This window comes from Neisseria sp. 23W00296 (assembly GCF_044772855.1).
In the GTDB taxonomy this organism is placed as follows: domain Bacteria; phylum Pseudomonadota; class Gammaproteobacteria; order Burkholderiales; family Neisseriaceae; genus Neisseria.
Map to the genome: position 1 here is coordinate 670,203 of NZ_CP173024.1, position 17,966 is coordinate 688,168.

The following is a 17,966-nucleotide window of genomic DNA, read 5'->3' on the forward strand; positions in this document are numbered from 1 at the left end:
GCGCCCTATGCTTTGCTGGTGCCGTTGATTACGCTGTAGGCGGTTTTGCTGACGGTTTTGGGGCCGGCTTCGCCGATTTCGTCGAGAACAAGGAAACCGTCGTTGCGCTCAAGGGCAAAATTGGAAAATCCCAAATCTGTACCGCGCCATGTTTTTTTCAGCGTCTGCGGCTGGCCCCATACCGAAAGGCCGACGGTGGTTTTGCCGTCGGATGAGTCGCCGCAGATGTGGAAACCGCCGCCTGCTTCGTGCAGGATGTGCAGCAGCGGGGCGGCCAGCGATGTGCCCAGCGCCAGCAGCAGGCGGCTATTGCCTGCGGCATAGCGGGCGATGTTGTCCTGCCAGTCTTTCAGGCTGCCTGCTTCGGTGTAGGCTTGGCCGCCGGTGCCGTTGTAAATCACTTTTTCGCTTGTCTGGTTTACGATTTCGCCGCTTGGCAGAATGTAGGCGCTGCCCTGCCAGCCTGCTTTGTCGGCCACGGTGTAGGGCGTGGTGGCGCCGTCTGTCTGCAGGTAGTCGGCCAGCAGTTCGCGCTTGCGTCTGCCGCTTAGGATGATGATGCCGCAGCCTTGCAGGCGCTGCCAGCTTTGCGGGGTGCCGATGTCGGCGCAGGCAAGGGCGGCGGTGCGCCGTGTGTGGGCGTCGCGCCAGCGGATGATGCGGTAGTGGCCGCCGTTGGCGTCTATGCCCCGCCCGATGATGTCGATTTGGTCGGACAGGCGCAGGGGCGGCTTTTCGATAATGCGGCCGTCTTTGTCGGTTTCGGTGTGGATGTAATACACGCCGCTGTTTTTGTATTCGAAGTGCGGGCGGGCGGCTACGGGTTCAAAGTCGGCGGCGGGATCGTTTGCTGCGGTTTGGGGCTGGTGTTGTGCGGTCATGGTGTTCTCCTTTCAGACGGCCTTTGCGGCCTGTTTGGCGTTCAGATCGTTCAGTGCGTCGAATCCTGCGGTTTCACTCTGCCAGATGCCGCCGCCGATGCCTGCGCGGGCGGCGCGGCGGGTCAGGGCTTCGGCGGCTTTGCGGCCTGTTCGGCTGTGGTCGTTGTCGGCGGCTATCAGCAGGGTTTGCGTTTCAGACGACCATTGCAGGGCGTGCAGGCCGTGGGCGGACAGGGCGGCAAGGGCGGGGATGCCGAAAAGCTGCCAAGCGGCAAGGGCGGTTTCTATGCCTTCGGCGGCGATGATGCGGCCTTGCGTATCGGGGCTGCCCAAATGCACGGCTGCGGCTGTGAATGCGCCCGCGTATCGGGCGGTCATTTTCTTGGCGGGCAACGGCTCGCCCGTATCGGGATGGATGCCCGCGAACTTGCAGAATCCGCCGCGCCTGTCGGCCTGTAAGTAGGTTTTGTGCAGCCCTTGCAATGTGCCGCATGGCGTTTTTACTGCGGCCAGCAGGGCGGGATACTGCCCGATGCAGACAGGGGCGGCGGTATGGGCGTGCGGGATGGTGATGGTTTTTTCGGGGGATGTTTGGGTAGATGATTTCATGATGTTGTACCTTTTCGAGATTTGAGAATGCCCGTTAGGGGGCGGGTGCTCTCTCCGGCGTACAAACCGGCCTGCGCCTTACGGTTGGCAGACACCCGCACAGCTTGACGGCTCGCCCGATGGTTTCAGGCTGCCTTTTGACTGGATGCAGGAATTTTTTACGCCGCGAACGGGCGTAAAAAAATCAGCTTTACTGCGCTGATTGCGGTGTACATTAGGAGAGAGGCCGTAATTCTGCTTCTCTGTATCGGTTTTGTCAATGCTGTGGGCAGCCTTTCAGGCTGCCTGAATGGCGCTTCTTTGCGGGGCGGCCATGGCAAACAGCACGGCTTTGCGCTCTTGGTAGGGCATGCCCTGCCCGATTTAGGGCGGCGTTGCGGCCTACCAAGCGGGCAAGCAGGGCAAGGGCGGGTTTATCCAAGGTGTCGCGCTGCAAGGGGGCAAACTGCCCCGTCAGGGCGGCATTGCACAGCATGGCTTCATTGCTGTAGTGGTGCGGCTTAGTGTCCTTGCCTTCGGCCTTGCGTGTTGCCTGCAGGATTTCGGCCATTACCTGCTGCCCGATGCTGCTTGCTTGGCGCGCGCCCTGCCAGTCTTTGTCGTCGCGTATCAGGGTTTCTATCTGCTCGTCGCACCAGATGGCAAAATCAACGTCGCACCAGCGGGCGAAAGCAACGGCCAGCTTCGGATGCAGCCACGTGCCTTGCTGCGTTAGGTCGTTGCCGCCTTTTCGGGTTTTTATGAAGTGAGATTTTCTCACTTCGGCTATTTGCCTTTTCTCGGCTTCGCGCTTGCACAATGCGGCGATGTAGCGATCTGTTTCAGGCAGCCTTAACCAGTCAATGGGGCGCTTGCCAAACAGGGCGGCGATTTCGGTAGCGTTAAACCACGCTTCGCGGCTGGCGTGCAGGGCAAGGCCGTTGTAATCGAGTGTCAGGGTATTCATGCGCTTTTCTCCGTTGCTGCCGGCTCGCTGAAAATATCAGCAAGGCCGCGCGTTTCCACTTTGACGGCCATGTTTGCGGACAAGTCCACGCGGTCGCCGTATTTCTTGGGCGCAAGGCGGGCGGCCAGCCATTTGCGGGCGTCTATCCGCGCTTTGGCTTTGGCGACTGCGGCGGCTTCCGGCTCGCAGGCGTCGGCAATCTCGATGATTTCATCTGCCAGCATGTCGGCCTGTATCTCGCGCGCGTGCGCGTATCTCTCCGAAAATTCCGCGCTTTCGGCTATCCAGCGGTAAACGGTGGACTGCGCCGGCATGGCTTTGCTGCGGCAGATTTGCGCCATGCTCTGCCCTGCGGCCAGCATTTCGCAGATGCGCCCGATAATGTTGGCTCTATCGGTCTTCATGGCTGCTTCTCCGTGTTTTCGGGGGTGGGGCCGATACCGCGTTTCTGCGCTTCGGAGGCCAGCAGGTTGAAAATCGCGCTGGGCGTTTTGCGCTTGGCTTCCAGTATCAGATAAACGGCTTCAGGATGCTGCGCCAGCACTTGGGCAACAGCGGCCTTTGCCGCGTGCTTGCTGGGGAAGTAGCCTAATGGTGTAAAGGTGTAATTCAGGCTGCCGGCGCCGCTTGGCAGGGCGTAGGCGGCAAGGCAGGGTTTCGGGGCGGGCGGGGTGCGTTTTTCGGTTTGCATGGGCTTGACTTTCGATTGCATGGGGTTATTTTTCAAAAACGGGTCTGCATGGGATTGAAGTTTCAAACGGCCAGCGTGTAGATGCCGCGTTTGATGGTCTTGCCGTGCTTGTTCTTGGTTGGCTCCATGCGGCAGACAACGGGAAAGCCTGCCGCTCTGATTTCGTTGATGCGGGCGGTAAAGGCCATGATGCCCATCTGGGCGGCCTGATAGTGGGTAAAGCTCTGCCCGCTTTGCAGGATGGCCAGCAGCTCGGCGCATTGGCTGTTGGGTTTGAACGGGTTACAATGGCGGCTCGCTTTCTCTGCCGCGCCTGAAATGCCTTGTGTGTTTCGGGCGTTTTTCATTGGGCGGCCTCCCGTGTTGCGGCCAGCTCGGCCATGTAGGCGGCCACTTCGTCGGCAGGCCAGCGGGTGGCGTTGGCCGATACCTTGACGGGTTTGGGGAAGTTCGGGCGGTAGTGGCGGCTTTTCGGGTTATTCCAGTTCCAAATCGTCGAAGTGGAAACGCTGAAAGCCTGCGCAAGGCCGTTGGCGTCGATAAAGCTTGGTATGGTTTGCATAATCTGCCTTTCCGCCGTGTTGGGAGTGGTTGGATGATGGGCAAATTAAAAACCGCCCACTAGGGGCGGTCTATGCAGTAGCGCGCTGATTTCAGGAAATACCGCGCTGATTTCGGTAAATCAGCATGCTGATTTCTGTTTTTCCCATTGCGTTATCCATGAAGCGGCGGTTTTTTCCGTAGGTATATCGGGGGCGGGGATTTCCTGATTTGCCGCCATGCTTTGAATCTTGCGGATAGCGTCGGCCTTGCCGCCGCGCGGCTCCAAAATACGGGGATTTTTATCCAGCCATGCGAAAACAGCGGCAATTGTGCCGGCCTTTTCGTAGGGGCTTTGTTTAGCTTTGGCGGCGCGGCGGGCTTGCTCACGAACGGCTTGCTTCTCTATCTCTTGCATTGCCGCCATGTCGATAATCTCTTTCCGTCTAAGGACTGTTTGAAAATAATCGTCTTTCGTGTAAATCAGCAGCCAAAAGGCATTTAATGCAATCTCTTTTGCGTACCCTTTTAAAAAAAGCGTCCATTCGCGACGCGACAAAGGAAAATTTTCTCCGCAGGTATCGTCTATAATTTCGTCGTCGAAGCAGTCGATAACTTCGTTGATTTTTTCATACACCAACACGGCGCAAAGCTCGTAAAAGCTAGGGTCCTCAAATTTTTCTGCATCAATCCAGTCGAAGTCGTGTTTTGCAACGTAACAATCAAGCGCATCTAAGCGGTCAAATCTTCCCTCATAACTATCATCGGAATTTTCAGCTTCATAGGCTGCTATACAGTCATCAACAGCTCTTGCAATGTAGTCGATTTCTGCTTGGCTTCTATTTTTCCAAATGTGTCTAATTCCTGAAATCAACACAAAAATTTCAGGAATATCCGAACTTACGTTAAATGGGTCTTTTTCGATTTCCGCAAGCGGTCTCAACATTTTTCAGGCTGCCTTTACTCAATATTCTCAACAATCCAAGTCTGCAACAGCGGGCTGCCGACAATCAGGCGGCCTTGCGCGTCTGTGCTTAACCATTCCTTGCGCTTCATGCGCCCTGCCGGCGCTATTCGCAATTAGCCACGGGATGGCTAATTGTGGCTAACGGCTCGGGTGTTTTCATGCTTTACCCCAAAGGGTTGATCAGCCGCACGCCCGTGCGTTCAAAATCCGCAATGTTGCGGGTAACCAGTATCAAACGGTGCTGCTTGGCTGTTGCCGCTATCCATGCGTCGTTCTCCGGCGCCTTGTCGGGGATGTGCAGGGTGGCGCAAACGGCAGCGGTATCGGCGTCTGCGGGCAGGATGCGCCCCCCGAAAATCTCCTTTATCCCATCAAACCATGCCCGCAGCCTTGCGCCCTGCGCCTTGTCTTTGCGCTCCATGCCCAAAACGCCCCGCTCCAGCTCCATCAAAACAACGGCGCTAGTGTACAGGTTGTCTTGCCTCTGCCCTGCCAGCCATGCAGCTAAGCCCGCGTTTGCCGTGCCGCGCGGGATTTTCCGCATTTCGCTAATGATGTTGGTGTCCAGCAAATACATTAATCCAGCTCCACAGGGCGGCGCTGCGCGGTGCTGCGCGGTGGAATTTCCAGCTCTATATCTGCGGTATCGGGCAGGGCGGCAAGGACGTCCAGCATGCTTTGCGCTCGCCCCGTCAGTCGCAGATATTCCGCATGGCTCAACAAAACCAAATCAGGCCTGCCCCTGTTGGTTATCAGCACGGGGGCGGCATGGGCGGCTTTTTGCGCTTGGTTGGTGCGCTGGTTAAATTCCCTACTGCTGTAAATCTTCATGATGCAGCCTTTCTGTATTGATGTTTATACGGGATTATAACGCATTGGGTCGGATTGCACGGCATGGAATGAAAAATACCGGTGAAAATACGGATTTATCCGCAGTCCAGTGATAGCGAATAGCACAACTTGCAAAGGCGGTTCCGTTTGCTGGCGCTGTGCTGCGTTTCTAGGCGGGTTAAAGCGCTTGGGAATGGGTAGCCATCAAGGGTAAAACGCCAGCATTTCGCAATACAGGCGCATTTGTGAAAGTGTGGTTTTCAGGCAGCCTGAAGATTCATACCCACCATACCCACCATACCCACCGCATACCCACCAAAAAATCAGTTAGTGGGTATGGTTTTTATCTTTTAAATAAATAACTTAAACCAATCATACCCACATACCCACCAAAATCGCATTTTCTCGCGCGTATAGCGTTTTTTCAGGCTGGCAGAAAAAAAACGCCGGTATTGCGGGCGCCGGCGCTTAAGTTTTACCAAGTTTTCATATGGATACAGCCTTGATTCATGTAGGCTTTTTGGCCTCTTCATAGTGCCGGCGCAGAAAATCCGCATACCACTGCATCATCTCCCGCCGCTCGTCCATGTAGTCGGAGCGGTTGTAGGCTGCCCTGATTCGGTTTTCGTCTATGTGGGAAAGCTGCCGTTCGATGGCGTCGAGGTTGTAACCCTGCTCGTTCAACACGCTGCTTGCAAGGCTGCGGAAGCCGTGGGGCGTGGCGATGCCCTTGTAGCCAAGCCGTTCCATGATGCGGGTTAGCGTCATGCAGAAAGCCTTTCAGGGCGCGGGCGGGGTTGCGGTCTGTGATTTCCAGCATGGCCGCATAGTCGTAAACCGCGCCGATCCAATCCCTGATTTTTTCTGCCGTGTTGATTGCCCCGCGTGCCAAGATGCGGCCTAGCAGGTCTTTGATGTCGGCCACTTTCAGGCCGTCTATCGGCTCGTTTCCGATGTGCGGGAAAACGTCTTTTTCAAAATAGGCCAGCAGGCGGGCGGCGTGGTTTGGCTTCCAGCGGTGCAGATTGTCGGCATGCCAGCGGCGGGCAAGGGCTTCAAACGTGTTTTGCAGCGCCGCCCGCCGCTCTGCTTTGTCCTGTTGTTTGGCGGCGGCGGGGTCAATGCCCTTAGCCAAGTCCGTCCGCGCCTGTTCGGCGGCTTGGCGGGCTTCCAGCAGGGAAACAGCGGGATATTTGCCGATGGTGAGTCTTCTCTTTCCCGTCGATACGGTACTTCAGCCGCCATAGCTTGCCGCCCGCAGGGGTAACGGCCAAATGCAGACCGCCGCCGTCTGCCAGTTTGTAGGGTTTGGCGGCGGGCTTGGTGTTCCTGATTTGGCGGTCGTTTAAGGGCATTTGGGGGGTATTTTGAGATACCCCCAAATATACCCCCTAAATTTGGTTGATTCAATCGGGCGGGATTGGACGGCGTTAGACAATTAAAGCGGGAAAATAGGAAGGGGAAATAGGCGCAAAGCCTTATGGGTCGGGCGTTTGGTTGATGGCGTTAGACGGCGTTAGACGTAAAAAAACAGCCCGAAGGATTGGGCTGTTTTTGTATGTTGGTGCGGATGGAGAGACTCGAACTCTCACGTTTCTCAACGCCAGAACCTAAATCTGGTGCGTCTACCAATTTCGCCACATCCGCATGAAACGAAGCGGCGGATTATACGGAAACAACGGGTTTTTGCAAGGGCGGCGCGGACGGCAATCGCGGCCATAGCGGGTGTCGGCTTGAAAATCCGGCAAAACGGATTATATTGGCCGACATTCGATACAGGCCGTCTGAACGGTTTCAGACGGCCTTTCTATTTATATTTGCTTGACGAGAAAGGTCGGACGATGTCGGACACATTGGTTCGGGATTACCTGCAAACGCAGGGTTTGCGGCTTTCTGCCGACGAGGTGCGCATGGCGCATCTGGCGGCGCAGGCGGTGGTAGGAATGGGGCAGGCGGAGATCGACCGCTCCGTGCTGTGGGGCGGCGTGGTGCCGTCGGACTATCTGCCGCAGGATGAAACCACGGAAAATTTGTTGAAACAGGTATTTATGGCGCTCGATTCCGCTTGGGATCGTTCGGGCGCGCGTTCGGCGGCGGTGTATCTGCGGCTGCGGGAAGCGGGCGTGCTGCTGGGTTTGGCGCAATGCGGCGAGGTGGCGGAAGGGCTGCTGCCGCTGGACGAGGAAACCGGCTGGCGGCATTTGGCGAGCCGTTCGGCGCAGAGCGGCTGGCTGAATCTGGCCGACGACGTGGCGCGATGGTTGGAATTTGACGAGCTGCGCGGCGCGGCGCATGCCGGTTCGGGCAGCCAGATGGCGTTGCCCGTCACGCTGGAAAACGGCACGGTTTTGGGCGTGGTTTATGTCGAAGCGGCGAAGAAAAACGCTTTCGACGCGGCGGCGCAAACGGTATGGGTCGGCCTGGCGCTGGCGCTGGCCGAGCCTTTGCGGCAGCTCGCAGGCGAAGACGAAGCGCAGGAGGACGGCCATGGCTAAGCTGGCATTTGTCGCCTCCTGCCGCCTGCCGACCGAGTGGGGCGTGTTCGTCATGCACGGTTTTGAAGACGAAAACGGTCAGGAACACGTGGCACTGACGATGGGCGACGTTTCAGACGGCCTGCCCGTTCTGGCGCGCGTGCACTCCGAATGCCTGACCGGCGACGCGCTGTTTTCGCGCAAATGCGACTGCGGGCCGCAGTTGCAGGCGGCCATGCAGGCCGTGCAGCGCGAAGGGCGCGGCTGCATCGCCTATCTGCGGCAGGAAGGGCGCGGCATCGGCCTGATTAACAAAATCCGTGCCTACCGTTTGCAGGATGAGGGCATGGACACGGTGGAGGCCAACCTTGCCCTCGGCCTGCCCGTCGACGCCCGCGATTTCCGCCTCGCCCAACAGATTTTCGCCCATCTGGGCATCAAGGGCGTGCGCCTCTTAACCAATAATCCCGACAAGGTTCGGACGCTGCGCGAAGCGGGCATCAACGTTGCCGAACGCGTGCCGCTGCATGTGGGCGAAAATACGGAAAACGAGCGTTATCTGCAAACCAAGGCCGAGAAGCTGGGGCATTTGTTTTAAAAGCCGCAGAGACTTTGAGACCGTCTGAAACCCTCTTTTTTTGCTTTCAGACGGCCTCAAAGGCTGCCCACGGAATCCTTTAAATAACAGAAAGAAAAACAAAATGGAAATGCCGGGGGCTGTTTACAATTGGTTTGCGAAGCGGATTTTGCGCCAGAAAACGGCAGATGCAAGGCGCAAACAGCAGCAAGGTTGGACACCTTGTGAGGATTTGCGACGCGGCAGGTGCTGTTTTATGGCGTGAAATTCGCCGCAATACCAAATGTAAACAGTCCCTAGTTCTCATTTCGCTGGTCTGCGCCGTTTTCGTGCTGCACCTGCATACCTGTTTCAGCGAAGCGCAACATCTGAACCGCTGGCAGGGTTGGCAGGTTATTCTGATGTTTGCGCTGACGGGCACGCTGTTTATCTATAAGTGAAACAAAATAGAAAATCTACGGCGTTGCTGCGCCTTGCCGTATTACTCATACTGTCTTCGGCTTGCTGCCTTGTATCTTTCCTATTTTGTTTCACTATACTTCGTCAGCCGCACGGCTCTGCTCAAAGGCGCGGTGCAGCTTGTGCTGATAGCGGGCGGTATTGCTGTGTTGTTTGCCTGAATGGAGGCCGTCTGAAAGCACCACCGCAGCCTTTTCAGACGGCCTCAACATCCCCGCCCAAAGGAAAACCCATGTCCCACACCCTGCCGCTGCGTCCCCTGCCGCTGGCCGAACTGCCCGACGTGATGTATGCCGCCGTGCGTCCCGAGCCGTTGAACGAGCCCTATTGGGTGGCGACCAATCCCGACCTGCTGGCCGATTTCGGCCTGGCGGCGCAGGATTTTCAGACGGCCGCCAACCTTGCCTACCTGTCGGGCAGCGCCGACGGCTATTCCCCGCCGCCCGTCGCCACTGCCTACGCAGGCCACCAGTTCGGCGTCTACACCCCCAAACTCGGCGACGGCCGCGCCCTGCTGATCGGCGAAGCCAACGACCGCCACGGCCGCCTCTGGCAGTGGCAGCTCAAAGGTGCGGGCAAAACCCCGTATTCCCGCTTTGCCGACGGCCGCGCCGTGTTGCGTTCGAGCGTGCGCGAATACCTGTGTTCCGAAGCCATGCACGGCCTCGGCATCCCCACCACCCGCGCCCTCGCCCTGTGCGGCAGCGCCGACCCCGTCTACCGCGAACGGCAGGAAAACGCCGCCGTCCTCACCCGCCTCGCCCCCGACTTTCTGCGCTTCGGCCATTTCGAATACCTGTTTTACACCGGCCGCAGCGGAGGACTGCAACAGCTTGCCGACTACCTCATCCGCCGCCACTACCCCGACTGCACCGACGCCGCAAGCCCCTACTCCGCCCTGTTGCAAACCATCATCCGCCGCACCGCCGACCTTGTCGCCGCCTGGCAGGGCGTCGGCTTCTGCCACGGCGTGATGAACACCGACAATATGTCCGTCCTCGGCCTCACCATCGACTACGGCCCCTTCGCCTTCCTCGACGCTTACGACCGCCGCCATGTCGCCAACCGCTCCGACAAAGCCGGACGCTACGCCTACCACGCCCAGCCCTACGCCGCCCACTGGAACGCCGCCGCCCTAGCTGCCTGCTTCGCCCCGCTGCTCGCAGGCGGCGAAAACGAAGCCGACGCGCTGGTGCAGCAGTGGCCGCAGCATTTTCAGACGGCCTATCTCGCCGTAATGCGGCGCAAACTCGGCCTACAAAACGGGCACGCGGGCGATGCCGCTTTGGCAGAAGACCTCTTCGCCGCCCTGCACGGCAAAGACATAGATTTCACACTTTTCTTCCGCCGCCTGTCCCTGCTGACCGAAGCGCACGCCGACGCCTTCCCCGCGCCGCTGCTCAACCTGTGCGGCGGCAGCCTGCCGCCCGACCTTGCCCTGTGGATCGGCCGCTACCGTCAACGCCTGCGCGCGGAAAACAGCCGCCGCGACGAACGCGCCACGCGCATGAACCGCGCCAACCCGCTCTACATCCTGCGCAACCATTTGGCGCAACAGGCCGTCGAGGCGGCGGAAGCGGGCGACTTCGCCCCCATCGAACGCCTGCGTCGCTGTCTGGCCAATCCTTACGACGAACAGCCCGAATTTGCCGACTTCGCCGAAGCCCCGCCCGCAGGCACGCCGCCGCCCGCCCTGTCCTGTTCGAGCTAACGTATGAGGCCGTCTGAAAGCCGTTTCAGACGGCCTCATTCTTAATTTATACGCAACGGCCTTTGTCGTTTGTATTACAATCCGCGCTTTGCCGCAGGCATCAGGCCGTCTGAAAACGCCTGCCGACAGGAGAACGATATGACCGACTGCATTTTCTGCAAAATCGCCGACAAGCAAATCCCCGCCGCTGTGGTGTACGAAGACGAAGAAACCCTGTGTTTCAAAGACATCCGCCCCGCCGCGCCCGTGCACCTGCTGCTGATTCCCAAAGAGCATTTCGACTCGCTCGCGCACGCCGAAAGCCGCCACGAAGCCCTGCTGGGCAGAATGATGCTGAAAGTGCCGCAAATCGCCGCCGAACACGGCCTCTCCAACGGCTTCAAAACGCAGATCAACACCGGACGCGGCGGCGGTCAGGAAGTGTTCCACCTGCACATCCATATCATGGGCACGCCCGCACAGGCCGTCTGAACAGCCCCAACCAAACGTTATATATAAAGGAAAAACTCATGCCCGGTTTCAGCAGCCTCAGCCACTGGCTCTTATTGTTACTCATCGTCGTGCTGGTGTTCGGCACGAAAAAACTGCGCAACGTCGGCAAAGACCTCGGCGGCGCGGTGCACGACTTCAAAAAAGGACTGAACGAAGGCACCGACGGCGAAGGCAAGGACGAAGCCGCTGCCAAGTCCGCCGCCGACAACGACAAATCCGCCTAAACCATGTTCGATCTCGGTTTCAGCGAACTGCTGCTCACCGGCATCGTCGCCCTCGTCGTCCTCGGGCCCGAACGTCTGCCGAAAGCGGCGCGCACCGCCGGAAAATGGCTGGGCAAACTGCAAGGCTTCGTCGCCGACATGAAAGGCGAACTCAACCGCCAAATCGAACAGGCCGAGCTGGCGGAAGTCAAAGACAACTTCGTCTCCGCCGTGCGCGAAGTACGTGACGGCCTGCAAAGCCCGCAATACGGCGAAAGGCCGTCTGAAAACCCCGAAGCGGACGATGGCCTGCCCGCTTGGGAGCGCCTGCCGCCGCAGCGTACCCCCGCCGATTTCGGTCTCGACGGCAACGGCCGTCCGCTTGATGCGGGAGGCGCTTTTTACGACTGCGCCGTGCCCGTGCACATGGTGACCCTGCGCCGCCAGGCGATGAACCGCCGCCGCGACCTGCGCCCGCGCCACCGCCCGCAGCCGCAGTTGCGCGTGCGCCGCCAAAGAGGCCGTCTGAAAGGAGCAGGGCAATGAGCGCGCAGACGCAAACCCTGATGGAACACCTGATCGAGCTGCGCCGCCGCCTGATGTGGATCATGCTGGCGCTTTTGGCCGCCTTCTTCGCCACCGTTCCCTTCGCCCAGCAGCTTTACACCTTCGTCGCCCAACCGTTGATGGCCACCCTGCCGCAGGGCTCGCAGATGATTGCCACCGACGTGATCGCGCCGTTTTTCGTGCCGGTGAAAGTGGCGCTGATGACCGCCTTCCTTGCCACCCTGCCGCACACGCTCTACCAAATCTGGGCTTTCGTCGCCCCCGCCCTCTACCGCAGCGAAAAACGCCTGATTCTGCCGCTGGTGCTCTCCAGCCTCATCCTCTTCGCCTGCGGCATGGCCTTCGCCTATTTCGCCGTTTTCCCCATCGTGTTCAAATTCCTCGCCGGCGTCACGCCGCAGGGCGTGAGCATGGCCACCGACATCGACAAATACCTGTCTTTCGTGCTCGGCATGTTCGTTGCCTTCGGCGCAACCTTTGAAGTGCCCATCGTCGTCGTCCTGCTGCACCGCATGGGTGTGGTGTCGCTGGAACAAATGCGCGGCGCACGGCCTTACGTTATCGTCGGCGCGTTTGCCGTCGCCGCCGTCATCACCCCGCCCGATGTCCTGTCGCAGGTGCTGATGGCCGTACCCATGGTGCTGCTCTACGAACTCGGCCTGCTGGCCGCCCGCCTGTTCAAACCCGTGCCCGACAGCGGCGAAGCGGACGGGGAGGAATAAGGCCGTCTGAAAACGCAGCTTGACAATAGTTAAGACGGTTTTCAGACGGCCTTTAGCAGCTTGATAGTGAAGCAAAATATCCGCCCGCGGCGGCAGCATCGGACGGTATTCGGAAGACGCGGCGGGCATTCGCAGGCGTGTCGTTGAGGCCGTCTGAAAAAGAGAGAGGCCGTCTGAAACGCTTTCAGACGGCCTTTTGAACTGAACGGCTTTGGCGAGGCGAGGCGGCTTAGGCGCGTTTGCGGAATTCGCCGGTGCGGGTGTCGATTTCCACTTTGTCGCCGTTTTCGATGTAGGACATCACCTGGATTTCGGTGCCGCCGACGAGACGTGCGGTTTTCATCACTTTGCCCGAAGTGTCGCCTTTGACGGCGGGCTCGGTGTATTCCACTTCGCGCACGATGATGGTGGGCAGCTCGACGGAAATGGGGTTGCCTTCGTAGAAGGTCACTTCGCACACGTCTTCCATGCCGTCGACGATGAATTTCAGCGCGTCGCCGATGTTGTCGGCTTCGATTTCGTATTGGTTGAACTCGTCGTCCATAAACACATACATCGGGTCGGCGAAGTAGCTGTATGTGCAGTTTTTGCGCGCCAGAATCACGACGTCGAATTTGTCGTCGGCTTTGTAAATGGTTTCGGAAGCCGCGCCGGTGAGCAGGTTTTTCAGCTTCATGCTCACTTTGGCGGAGGAGCGGCCGCCTTTGATGTATTCGGTTTTCTGTACCACCATCGGGTCGTTGCCGACCATGAATACGTTGCCGGCGCGCAGTTCTTGTGCGGTTTTCATGCTGTTTCCAATTCTGTAAAGGTTTAAAAATCAAAGCGGCGCATTTTAGCGGTGTTTGACGAAGTTTGCCAGTTTTTCCGCCGCCGTTTCTTGGGCAAACAGGTACTGCCGCCAGGCTTCGGCGGCCTGCGTCCAGCCGTTGTCGCGCCCGGCCAAAAGCCGCCAGCGCGCCAGCCGTTCGGCGTCGTTCAGACGGCCTCTGCCGTTCAGCTCGTCCGACAGGGCGCGGTGGGCGGCGGCGGTGTCTGCGGGGAACAGCGGGTAGGGCAGGCGCCAGAAGGCGTCGAGTTTGTCCAAATGCGCCATTTCGTCCTGCGGGTAGATGTGCCAGAAAAACGGTTTGCCCGACAGCTGCGCGCGCACGAAGCTGTCTTCGCCGCGCACAATCAGGCCGTCTGCAAGATACAGCAGCGTGTCGAAATCGTCCTGCGGCACGAAGGGCAGGCGCACCAGCGTGACGCAGGCCGTCTGAAAAACGCTGCCCGCTTCTTTCAGGCTGTCGCGCGGCAGGACGCCCGCTTCTTTCAGGCTGTCGGTAATCTGCGTGCCCGCCAGCAGCAGGGTGAGCGGCTCGCCCGCCGCCTGCCACATACGCAGCCAGTGCGCCCAAACGGGGCTGCGGTAGCCGAACAGAAGCCACTCGGGCGCGGTTTTCGGTGTCAGACCGAGAGAGCGTCTGAACGCGGCGAGAGCGGCCGTATCGGGCGCGGCATAGTCTTTTTCCCGCAGCAGGCCGCCGCCGCGCCCGTCAAAACCCATCAGCCAGAAGAATTTTTCCGTGCCGTCGGCCTGCGGCGAGGGTTTGCCGTGCATCGCCGCCGCCCATTCCTCCGCGCTGAGGTATTCCCAGTTCAGCCACAACGATTTACGCGCCCGTATGCCCTGTCTGACGCGCCCGGGCAGCTCGCAGCCGAAGGTTTCGATCACCACGTCCGCGCCCTGCCATTGCGGCAAATCCCCGCCTTCGCGCCACAAACGCATTTCCATTCCCCGGTAAACGCAGGGCAGCGCGGGCAGGTCGGGACACAGGGCGCGCAGCGCGGCTTCGTCGTCCGTCCACAGCGTCACGCGCCAGCCCGGTTCGTTTTGCAGAATGCGCGCCAGCCGCAGGCTGACGCCGATGTCGCCGAAATTGTCGATAACGGTGCAGAAAATATGGCAGTCGGCGGCGGGGTAGGGCATGGCGGTATCCGTAAAATCCAATCGGATGCGGGTTTTACGCCGATCCGCCGTTTTGTCAAGCCCGAAAAGGCGTACAAAATGCCGTTTATCCACACGGCCGTCTGAAAAACGACGGGCTGTAAAGAAATTTTAAATTTCGCTCTTGACAAGCCTTAAAATCATTTAATTTGATGATTTAAAACAAATTTTATAATTGACTATTTTTTATGCAGTTTAAGGGAAAATCCCGATTCGACGGCAAAAACCGCTTCCGCCCACAAAATACCCACAAAGTTATCCACAGCTTTTGTGGGCAACTCGGCGAAGCCTTGTTTTATCGCGGATTTGCTAGAGACTGTCGGCATTCTGCCTCTAGGCGAAGAGGCGGATGAGGCAGACCCTAAGGCCGTCTGAAACAGCGTGCGGCGGCATTTCCTCAGCCCGCCGCCGCTTTTTCAGACGGCCTTTGTGCCTGTCGGACGGATGCCGCGCCGCCCTGCGGCCGCTGCGCTTCGGGAGCGGGTTTTTTAATAGAAAAAACATTGCGATGATATGAAACCCCGTTTTTCCTGCGTGAAAACGCTTGCCTGCGGGCGGCCGATGCCGGATAATGCGCGCTTCTTTCAGCCGGTGTAGCTCAGTTGGTAGAGCACCTGACTTGTAATCAGGGGGTCGCGAGTTCGAATCCTGCCGCCGGCACCAAATTAAAACAGCCCGACTTTTCAGTCGGGCTGTTTTGCGTCTGCCGCAGATGTGGCGGCTTATTTTGTTTCGACGGCTTTGCCGTTGCGGTAAACCTGTTGGTTCAGCAGTTCGCCGCTGCGGGCATAGACGGCGCGGCTGCCGTTGTCGGGATGGGCGTCGGCGTCAAACAGGGCGCTGCGGGGGAGTTCCATCGGGTCGGTGCGTTTTTGGTCTTCGGTGTAAAAATCCTGCACCAGATAGACGCTGCCGCGTTTGCCGATCAGCCGGCGGTAGTAGCCGCCTTTGACCGGGCTGTCGGCGGTTTTGCCGTCGGCGGAGAAGTGGGCGACGGTTTTTTCTCCCGCATCGGCCGCGTCGGGCAGGGCGGTTTTGCCGCCGATGGGGATGTTGACCGATGTGCCGAGGCCGAGGTGGCGGCCGAAGCCGCCGATGCCTAGGCTGAGGGATGTGCCGTTTGTGTCCGAGCAGGCGGAGAGTGCGGCGGCGGTGGCGAGTAAAAAGGCAAGTTGTTTCATGGAGTTCTCCCGTTGGGTTGGAAACGGCGGCAGTATAGCGGAAACTCCGCGCCGCTGCGGCGGTTTGTTCGGGCAGAGGAAAAACGGTGCCGACTGTTTTCAGAAACGTTATTCCCGCGTTTATGCCCCGAAGGGGTATAGGCGCGAACGGCCTCAAAAAAAGCGGCAGGATGTTTCCCTGCCGCTTTGGCGTTCGGACAATGCCCGCAGGCTATTCCGAATCGGTTTTTTCTTCGATAACGCTTTGTGTGATACCCGTGTCAAAGGCGGTTTGCGGCATCAGGTTGTCAAGGCTGAGGCTGTTTTTGTCCAGTGTGGGGTAGCCGGAGAAGGCGACGGTGTAACCGCCGTTGCCGTCGCTGCGGATTTTGGCGTGCGCGCCGAGCGGGAAGGTGGTTTTGTCGGCGATGTGGCCGAAGGGGAAGCCGGTCAGCACGGGGATTTTCGCAGCACGGGAAACGGCGGCGGTGACGGCGCTCAAATCGTAGCTGCCATCGTACACGTCGCGGATGGAGCCCATGCGGAAATCGCCCAATACAACGGCCTGCTGTTTCTGCAAAACGCCCGCCAGAAGCAGGGTTTGCAGCATCCGTTCGATGCGGTAGGGCTGCTCGCCCACGTCTTCGATAAACAGGATGCCGCCTTTGATGTCGGGCATATAGGGGCTGCCGGCCAGTGCGGACAGGACGCTGAGGTTGCCGCCCCAAAACATGCCTTCGATGTGCAGGTCGCGCCGCTGCACGGCGGGCACGGATACGGTGTAATCGGGGTTGGTGGTGCAGCGGATAAACGAATCCATCGTGTAGCTGCTCGGCACGGGTTTGCCGAACTCGCTGTACACCATCGGGCCGGCGAAGCTCAGCCATCCGCCCTGCGCCAGCAGCGCCAATTGCAGGGCGCAAACGTCGCTGAAACCGAAAAACAGCGTGCCGTGTTCGCGCATTCTCGCGCCCAGCGAGGCAAAGTCGATATGCGGCAGCAGGCGGTGCGCGCCGTAGCCGCCGCGCATGCCCATCAGCACCTTGGGTGTGGCCGCGCGGCCTGCCGCCACGTCCTGCACGTCGGCAATGCGTTCGGCGTCGCTGCCCGCAAAGCGCTGGAAGCGGCGGAAGGCCGCTTCTTGGTTGGTAACGGCAAAACCCGCGTATTGCAGCAGATTGATACCCGCCTGCGCGCGGGCGGGTTCGGGCGCGAAGCCCGAAGAAGCGATAATACGTAACACGTTGTTTCCTGATGTTTTCGGTTGTTTGCTTTGCGGCTGCGGCCGCACTTGCGCGGCATTCTGCCCCGCAGGCGTGCCCGCGCAGGCCTGCAACAAGCCCGCGCCCGCCACGGCGGCCGAACCGCGCAGCAGGCTGCGGCGTGAAATCTGCCAAGTCATTTTTCTATCCTTTCAGACGGCATCAAAAAAACAGATTTGCAAAATCAAAGCGCGGCGTTTTGGCTGCGTTGCAACTTTGCTTTCAGACGGCCTCAATGCGTGCCAGCTGTTCGCGCACCTGCCGCGGCCAGTCTTCGGGCAGCACAACGGCGCTTTCGCGCTGTGCCGCCGCCCACACCGGCGCGGGAAAATTCGCATCGCCGGCAAAACGCGCAATCACATGCCAATGCAGGTGCGGCACGACATTGCCCAGGCTCGCCAAATTGATTTTCGCCGGGCGGAACACCTCGCGCATCGCCGCTTCCACGCGGTACACGGCCGCCATCAGCTCGTCGCGGTCGGCAGGCGTAAGATCGGTCATCTCCGCCACATGATCGTGCCAAATCACGCGGCAGAACGCCGGCGCATTGGCCTCGCCGTGCACCGCAATCACCCGCAGCCTGTCGTTTTGCCACAGCACGTCTTCGTTTTCGGCCGTGCAGATAGGGCATTGTTCCATCGCCAAACTCCGCAAAATAAAAGGCCGCATTGTAACGGAAACCGCCCGCGCCGACTTTTCAGACGGCCTTCGCGCTTCCCTCCTTTACCTGATTTGACGGAGAGACGGGCAAACCCGTCCCGCTTTCCGTTCTGCCGAACAGGTTTCCCTGCATGCGGTGCGCAAGGCGTAGAGAGGCCGTCTGAAAACCAATATTTCAGACGGCCTCCCCGCATCAAAAAGTGCCAAACAGTCGCGCGTGCTTT

23 protein-coding genes, 2 tRNA genes and 1 pseudogene are annotated in these 17,966 nt (G+C 59.2%); 9 read left to right on the forward strand and 17 right to left on the reverse strand.

Translation table 11 applies throughout. From position 1 onward, the window contains the following. Nucleotides 1–5: 5 nt before the first annotated feature. The 12 genes and pseudogenes from ACG2K1_RS03450 to ACG2K1_RS03505 form a co-directional block, all read right to left on the reverse strand. Nucleotides 6–881 (reverse strand): DUF927 domain-containing protein, encoded by an 876-nt coding sequence (locus ACG2K1_RS03450; RefSeq protein ID WP_395428983.1) that lies wholly within the window; start codon nucleotides 879–881, stop codon nucleotides 6–8. Between the two features lie 12 nt (nucleotides 882–893). Then, nucleotides 894–1,490, reverse strand: coding sequence for a toprim domain-containing protein (locus ACG2K1_RS03455; protein WP_395428984.1), 597 nt, complete (start codon nucleotides 1,488–1,490; stop codon nucleotides 894–896). A gap of 256 nt (nucleotides 1,491–1,746) precedes the next feature. Continuing rightward, nucleotides 1,747–2,436, reverse strand: coding sequence for a KilA-N domain-containing protein (locus ACG2K1_RS03460; protein WP_395428985.1), 690 nt, complete (start codon nucleotides 2,434–2,436; stop codon nucleotides 1,747–1,749). After that, a complete protein-coding gene (locus ACG2K1_RS03465; RefSeq protein ID WP_395428986.1) occupies nucleotides 2,433–2,840 on the reverse strand; it encodes a hypothetical protein in 408 nt (135 codons plus the stop codon). Before ACG2K1_RS03465 ends, ACG2K1_RS03460 begins: the two co-directional genes overlap by 4 nt. Beyond that, nucleotides 2,837–3,148: a hypothetical protein gene (locus ACG2K1_RS03470; RefSeq protein ID WP_395428987.1), complete on the reverse strand. Its 312-nt coding sequence runs from the start codon at nucleotides 3,146–3,148 to the stop codon at nucleotides 2,837–2,839. The genes ACG2K1_RS03465 and ACG2K1_RS03470 overlap by 4 nt, the downstream gene beginning before the upstream one ends. 41 nt (nucleotides 3,149–3,189) lie before the next feature. Continuing rightward, on the reverse strand, nucleotides 3,190–3,474 hold the full coding sequence (locus ACG2K1_RS03475) for a helix-turn-helix domain-containing protein (RefSeq protein ID WP_395428988.1): 285 nt from the start codon (nucleotides 3,472–3,474) through the stop codon (nucleotides 3,190–3,192). Then, nucleotides 3,471–3,689, reverse strand: coding sequence for an AlpA family transcriptional regulator (locus ACG2K1_RS03480; RefSeq protein ID WP_094031101.1), 219 nt, complete (start codon nucleotides 3,687–3,689; stop codon nucleotides 3,471–3,473). The genes ACG2K1_RS03475 and ACG2K1_RS03480 overlap by 4 nt, the downstream gene beginning before the upstream one ends. A gap of 120 nt (nucleotides 3,690–3,809) precedes the next feature. Next, nucleotides 3,810–4,613 (reverse strand): hypothetical protein, encoded by an 804-nt coding sequence (locus tag ACG2K1_RS03485; RefSeq protein WP_009424869.1) that lies wholly within the window; start codon nucleotides 4,611–4,613, stop codon nucleotides 3,810–3,812. Between the two features lie 184 nt (nucleotides 4,614–4,797). Then, nucleotides 4,798–5,211 (reverse strand): type II toxin-antitoxin system VapC family toxin, encoded by a 414-nt coding sequence (locus tag ACG2K1_RS03490; protein ID WP_009424870.1) that lies wholly within the window; start codon nucleotides 5,209–5,211, stop codon nucleotides 4,798–4,800. Beyond that, nucleotides 5,211–5,465, reverse strand: coding sequence for a type II toxin-antitoxin system prevent-host-death family antitoxin (locus ACG2K1_RS03495; protein WP_009424871.1), 255 nt, complete (start codon nucleotides 5,463–5,465; stop codon nucleotides 5,211–5,213). The genes ACG2K1_RS03490 and ACG2K1_RS03495 overlap by 1 nt, the downstream gene beginning before the upstream one ends. 507 nt (nucleotides 5,466–5,972) lie before the next feature. Continuing rightward, a pseudogene (locus tag ACG2K1_RS03500) lies at nucleotides 5,973–6,820 on the reverse strand (tyrosine-type recombinase/integrase). Between the two features lie 207 nt (nucleotides 6,821–7,027). Further along, nucleotides 7,028–7,112 (reverse strand) — tRNA-Leu (locus tag ACG2K1_RS03505). Nucleotides 7,113–7,306: 194 nt separating this feature from the next. Between ACG2K1_RS03505 and ACG2K1_RS03510 the strand changes: the two genes are divergently transcribed. The 8 genes from ACG2K1_RS03510 (at nucleotide 7,307) to tatC (ending at nucleotide 12,670) form a co-directional block, all read left to right on the forward strand. After that, on the forward strand, nucleotides 7,307–7,960 hold the full coding sequence (locus ACG2K1_RS03510; RefSeq protein ID WP_395428989.1) for a GAF domain-containing protein: 654 nt from the start codon (nucleotides 7,307–7,309) through the stop codon (nucleotides 7,958–7,960). Next, complete coding sequence (ribA, locus tag ACG2K1_RS03515; RefSeq protein WP_009426701.1) at nucleotides 7,953–8,537, forward strand: GTP cyclohydrolase II; 585 nt, start codon at nucleotides 7,953–7,955, stop codon at nucleotides 8,535–8,537. The genes ACG2K1_RS03510 and ribA overlap by 8 nt, the downstream gene beginning before the upstream one ends. Nucleotides 8,538–8,704: 167 nt before the next feature. Continuing rightward, entirely contained in the window at nucleotides 8,705–8,956 is a 252-nt protein-coding gene (locus ACG2K1_RS03520) for a hypothetical protein (RefSeq protein ID WP_395428990.1), read from the forward strand. A 251-nt stretch (nucleotides 8,957–9,207) separates the two neighbouring features. After that, nucleotides 9,208–10,686 (forward strand): YdiU family protein, encoded by a 1,479-nt coding sequence (locus ACG2K1_RS03525; protein WP_395428991.1) that lies wholly within the window; start codon nucleotides 9,208–9,210, stop codon nucleotides 10,684–10,686. A 138-nt stretch (nucleotides 10,687–10,824) separates the two neighbouring features. Continuing rightward, nucleotides 10,825–11,157, forward strand: coding sequence for a histidine triad nucleotide-binding protein (locus ACG2K1_RS03530; protein ID WP_395429030.1), 333 nt, complete (start codon nucleotides 10,825–10,827; stop codon nucleotides 11,155–11,157). A 38-nt stretch (nucleotides 11,158–11,195) separates the two neighbouring features. Further along, nucleotides 11,196–11,402, forward strand: coding sequence for a Sec-independent protein translocase subunit TatA (gene tatA / locus ACG2K1_RS03535; RefSeq protein ID WP_009426708.1), 207 nt, complete (start codon nucleotides 11,196–11,198; stop codon nucleotides 11,400–11,402). A gap of 3 nt (nucleotides 11,403–11,405) precedes the next feature. Next, on the forward strand, nucleotides 11,406–11,927 hold the full coding sequence (gene tatB, locus ACG2K1_RS03540) for a Sec-independent protein translocase protein TatB (protein WP_009426714.1): 522 nt from the start codon (nucleotides 11,406–11,408) through the stop codon (nucleotides 11,925–11,927). Continuing rightward, on the forward strand, nucleotides 11,924–12,670 hold the full coding sequence (gene tatC, locus ACG2K1_RS03545) for a twin-arginine translocase subunit TatC (protein ID WP_395428992.1): 747 nt from the start codon (nucleotides 11,924–11,926) through the stop codon (nucleotides 12,668–12,670). The genes tatB and tatC overlap by 4 nt, the downstream gene beginning before the upstream one ends. Nucleotides 12,671–12,899: 229 nt before the next feature. Here the strand turns inward: tatC and efp are convergent, their stop codons facing one another. Continuing rightward, nucleotides 12,900–13,460: an elongation factor P gene (gene efp, locus ACG2K1_RS03550; protein WP_009426716.1), complete on the reverse strand. Its 561-nt coding sequence runs from the start codon at nucleotides 13,458–13,460 to the stop codon at nucleotides 12,900–12,902. A 45-nt stretch (nucleotides 13,461–13,505) separates the two neighbouring features. Further along, nucleotides 13,506–14,642: an elongation factor P maturation arginine rhamnosyltransferase EarP gene (gene earP, locus ACG2K1_RS03555; RefSeq protein WP_395428993.1), complete on the reverse strand. Its 1,137-nt coding sequence runs from the start codon at nucleotides 14,640–14,642 to the stop codon at nucleotides 13,506–13,508. Between the two features lie 605 nt (nucleotides 14,643–15,247). On the opposite strand from earP, the gene ACG2K1_RS03560 reads away from it, so the two are divergent. Next, nucleotides 15,248–15,323: transfer RNA gene (locus ACG2K1_RS03560), tRNA-Thr, on the forward strand. A gap of 59 nt (nucleotides 15,324–15,382) precedes the next feature. On the opposite strand, the gene ACG2K1_RS03565 is transcribed toward ACG2K1_RS03560, so the two are convergent. The 3 genes from ACG2K1_RS03565 to ACG2K1_RS03575 all read right to left on the reverse strand — a co-directional run bounded on the left by ACG2K1_RS03565 (nucleotide 15,383) and on the right by ACG2K1_RS03575 (nucleotide 17,721). Then, nucleotides 15,383–15,841 (reverse strand): hypothetical protein, encoded by a 459-nt coding sequence (locus ACG2K1_RS03565; protein ID WP_009426721.1) that lies wholly within the window; start codon nucleotides 15,839–15,841, stop codon nucleotides 15,383–15,385. Between the two features lie 211 nt (nucleotides 15,842–16,052). Next, on the reverse strand, nucleotides 16,053–17,222 hold the full coding sequence (locus tag ACG2K1_RS03570; protein ID WP_395428994.1) for an LD-carboxypeptidase: 1,170 nt from the start codon (nucleotides 17,220–17,222) through the stop codon (nucleotides 16,053–16,055). Between the two features lie 82 nt (nucleotides 17,223–17,304). Continuing rightward, on the reverse strand, nucleotides 17,305–17,721 hold the full coding sequence (locus tag ACG2K1_RS03575; RefSeq protein ID WP_094031104.1) for an HIT family protein: 417 nt from the start codon (nucleotides 17,719–17,721) through the stop codon (nucleotides 17,305–17,307). Nucleotides 17,722–17,966: the final 245 nt, after the last annotated feature.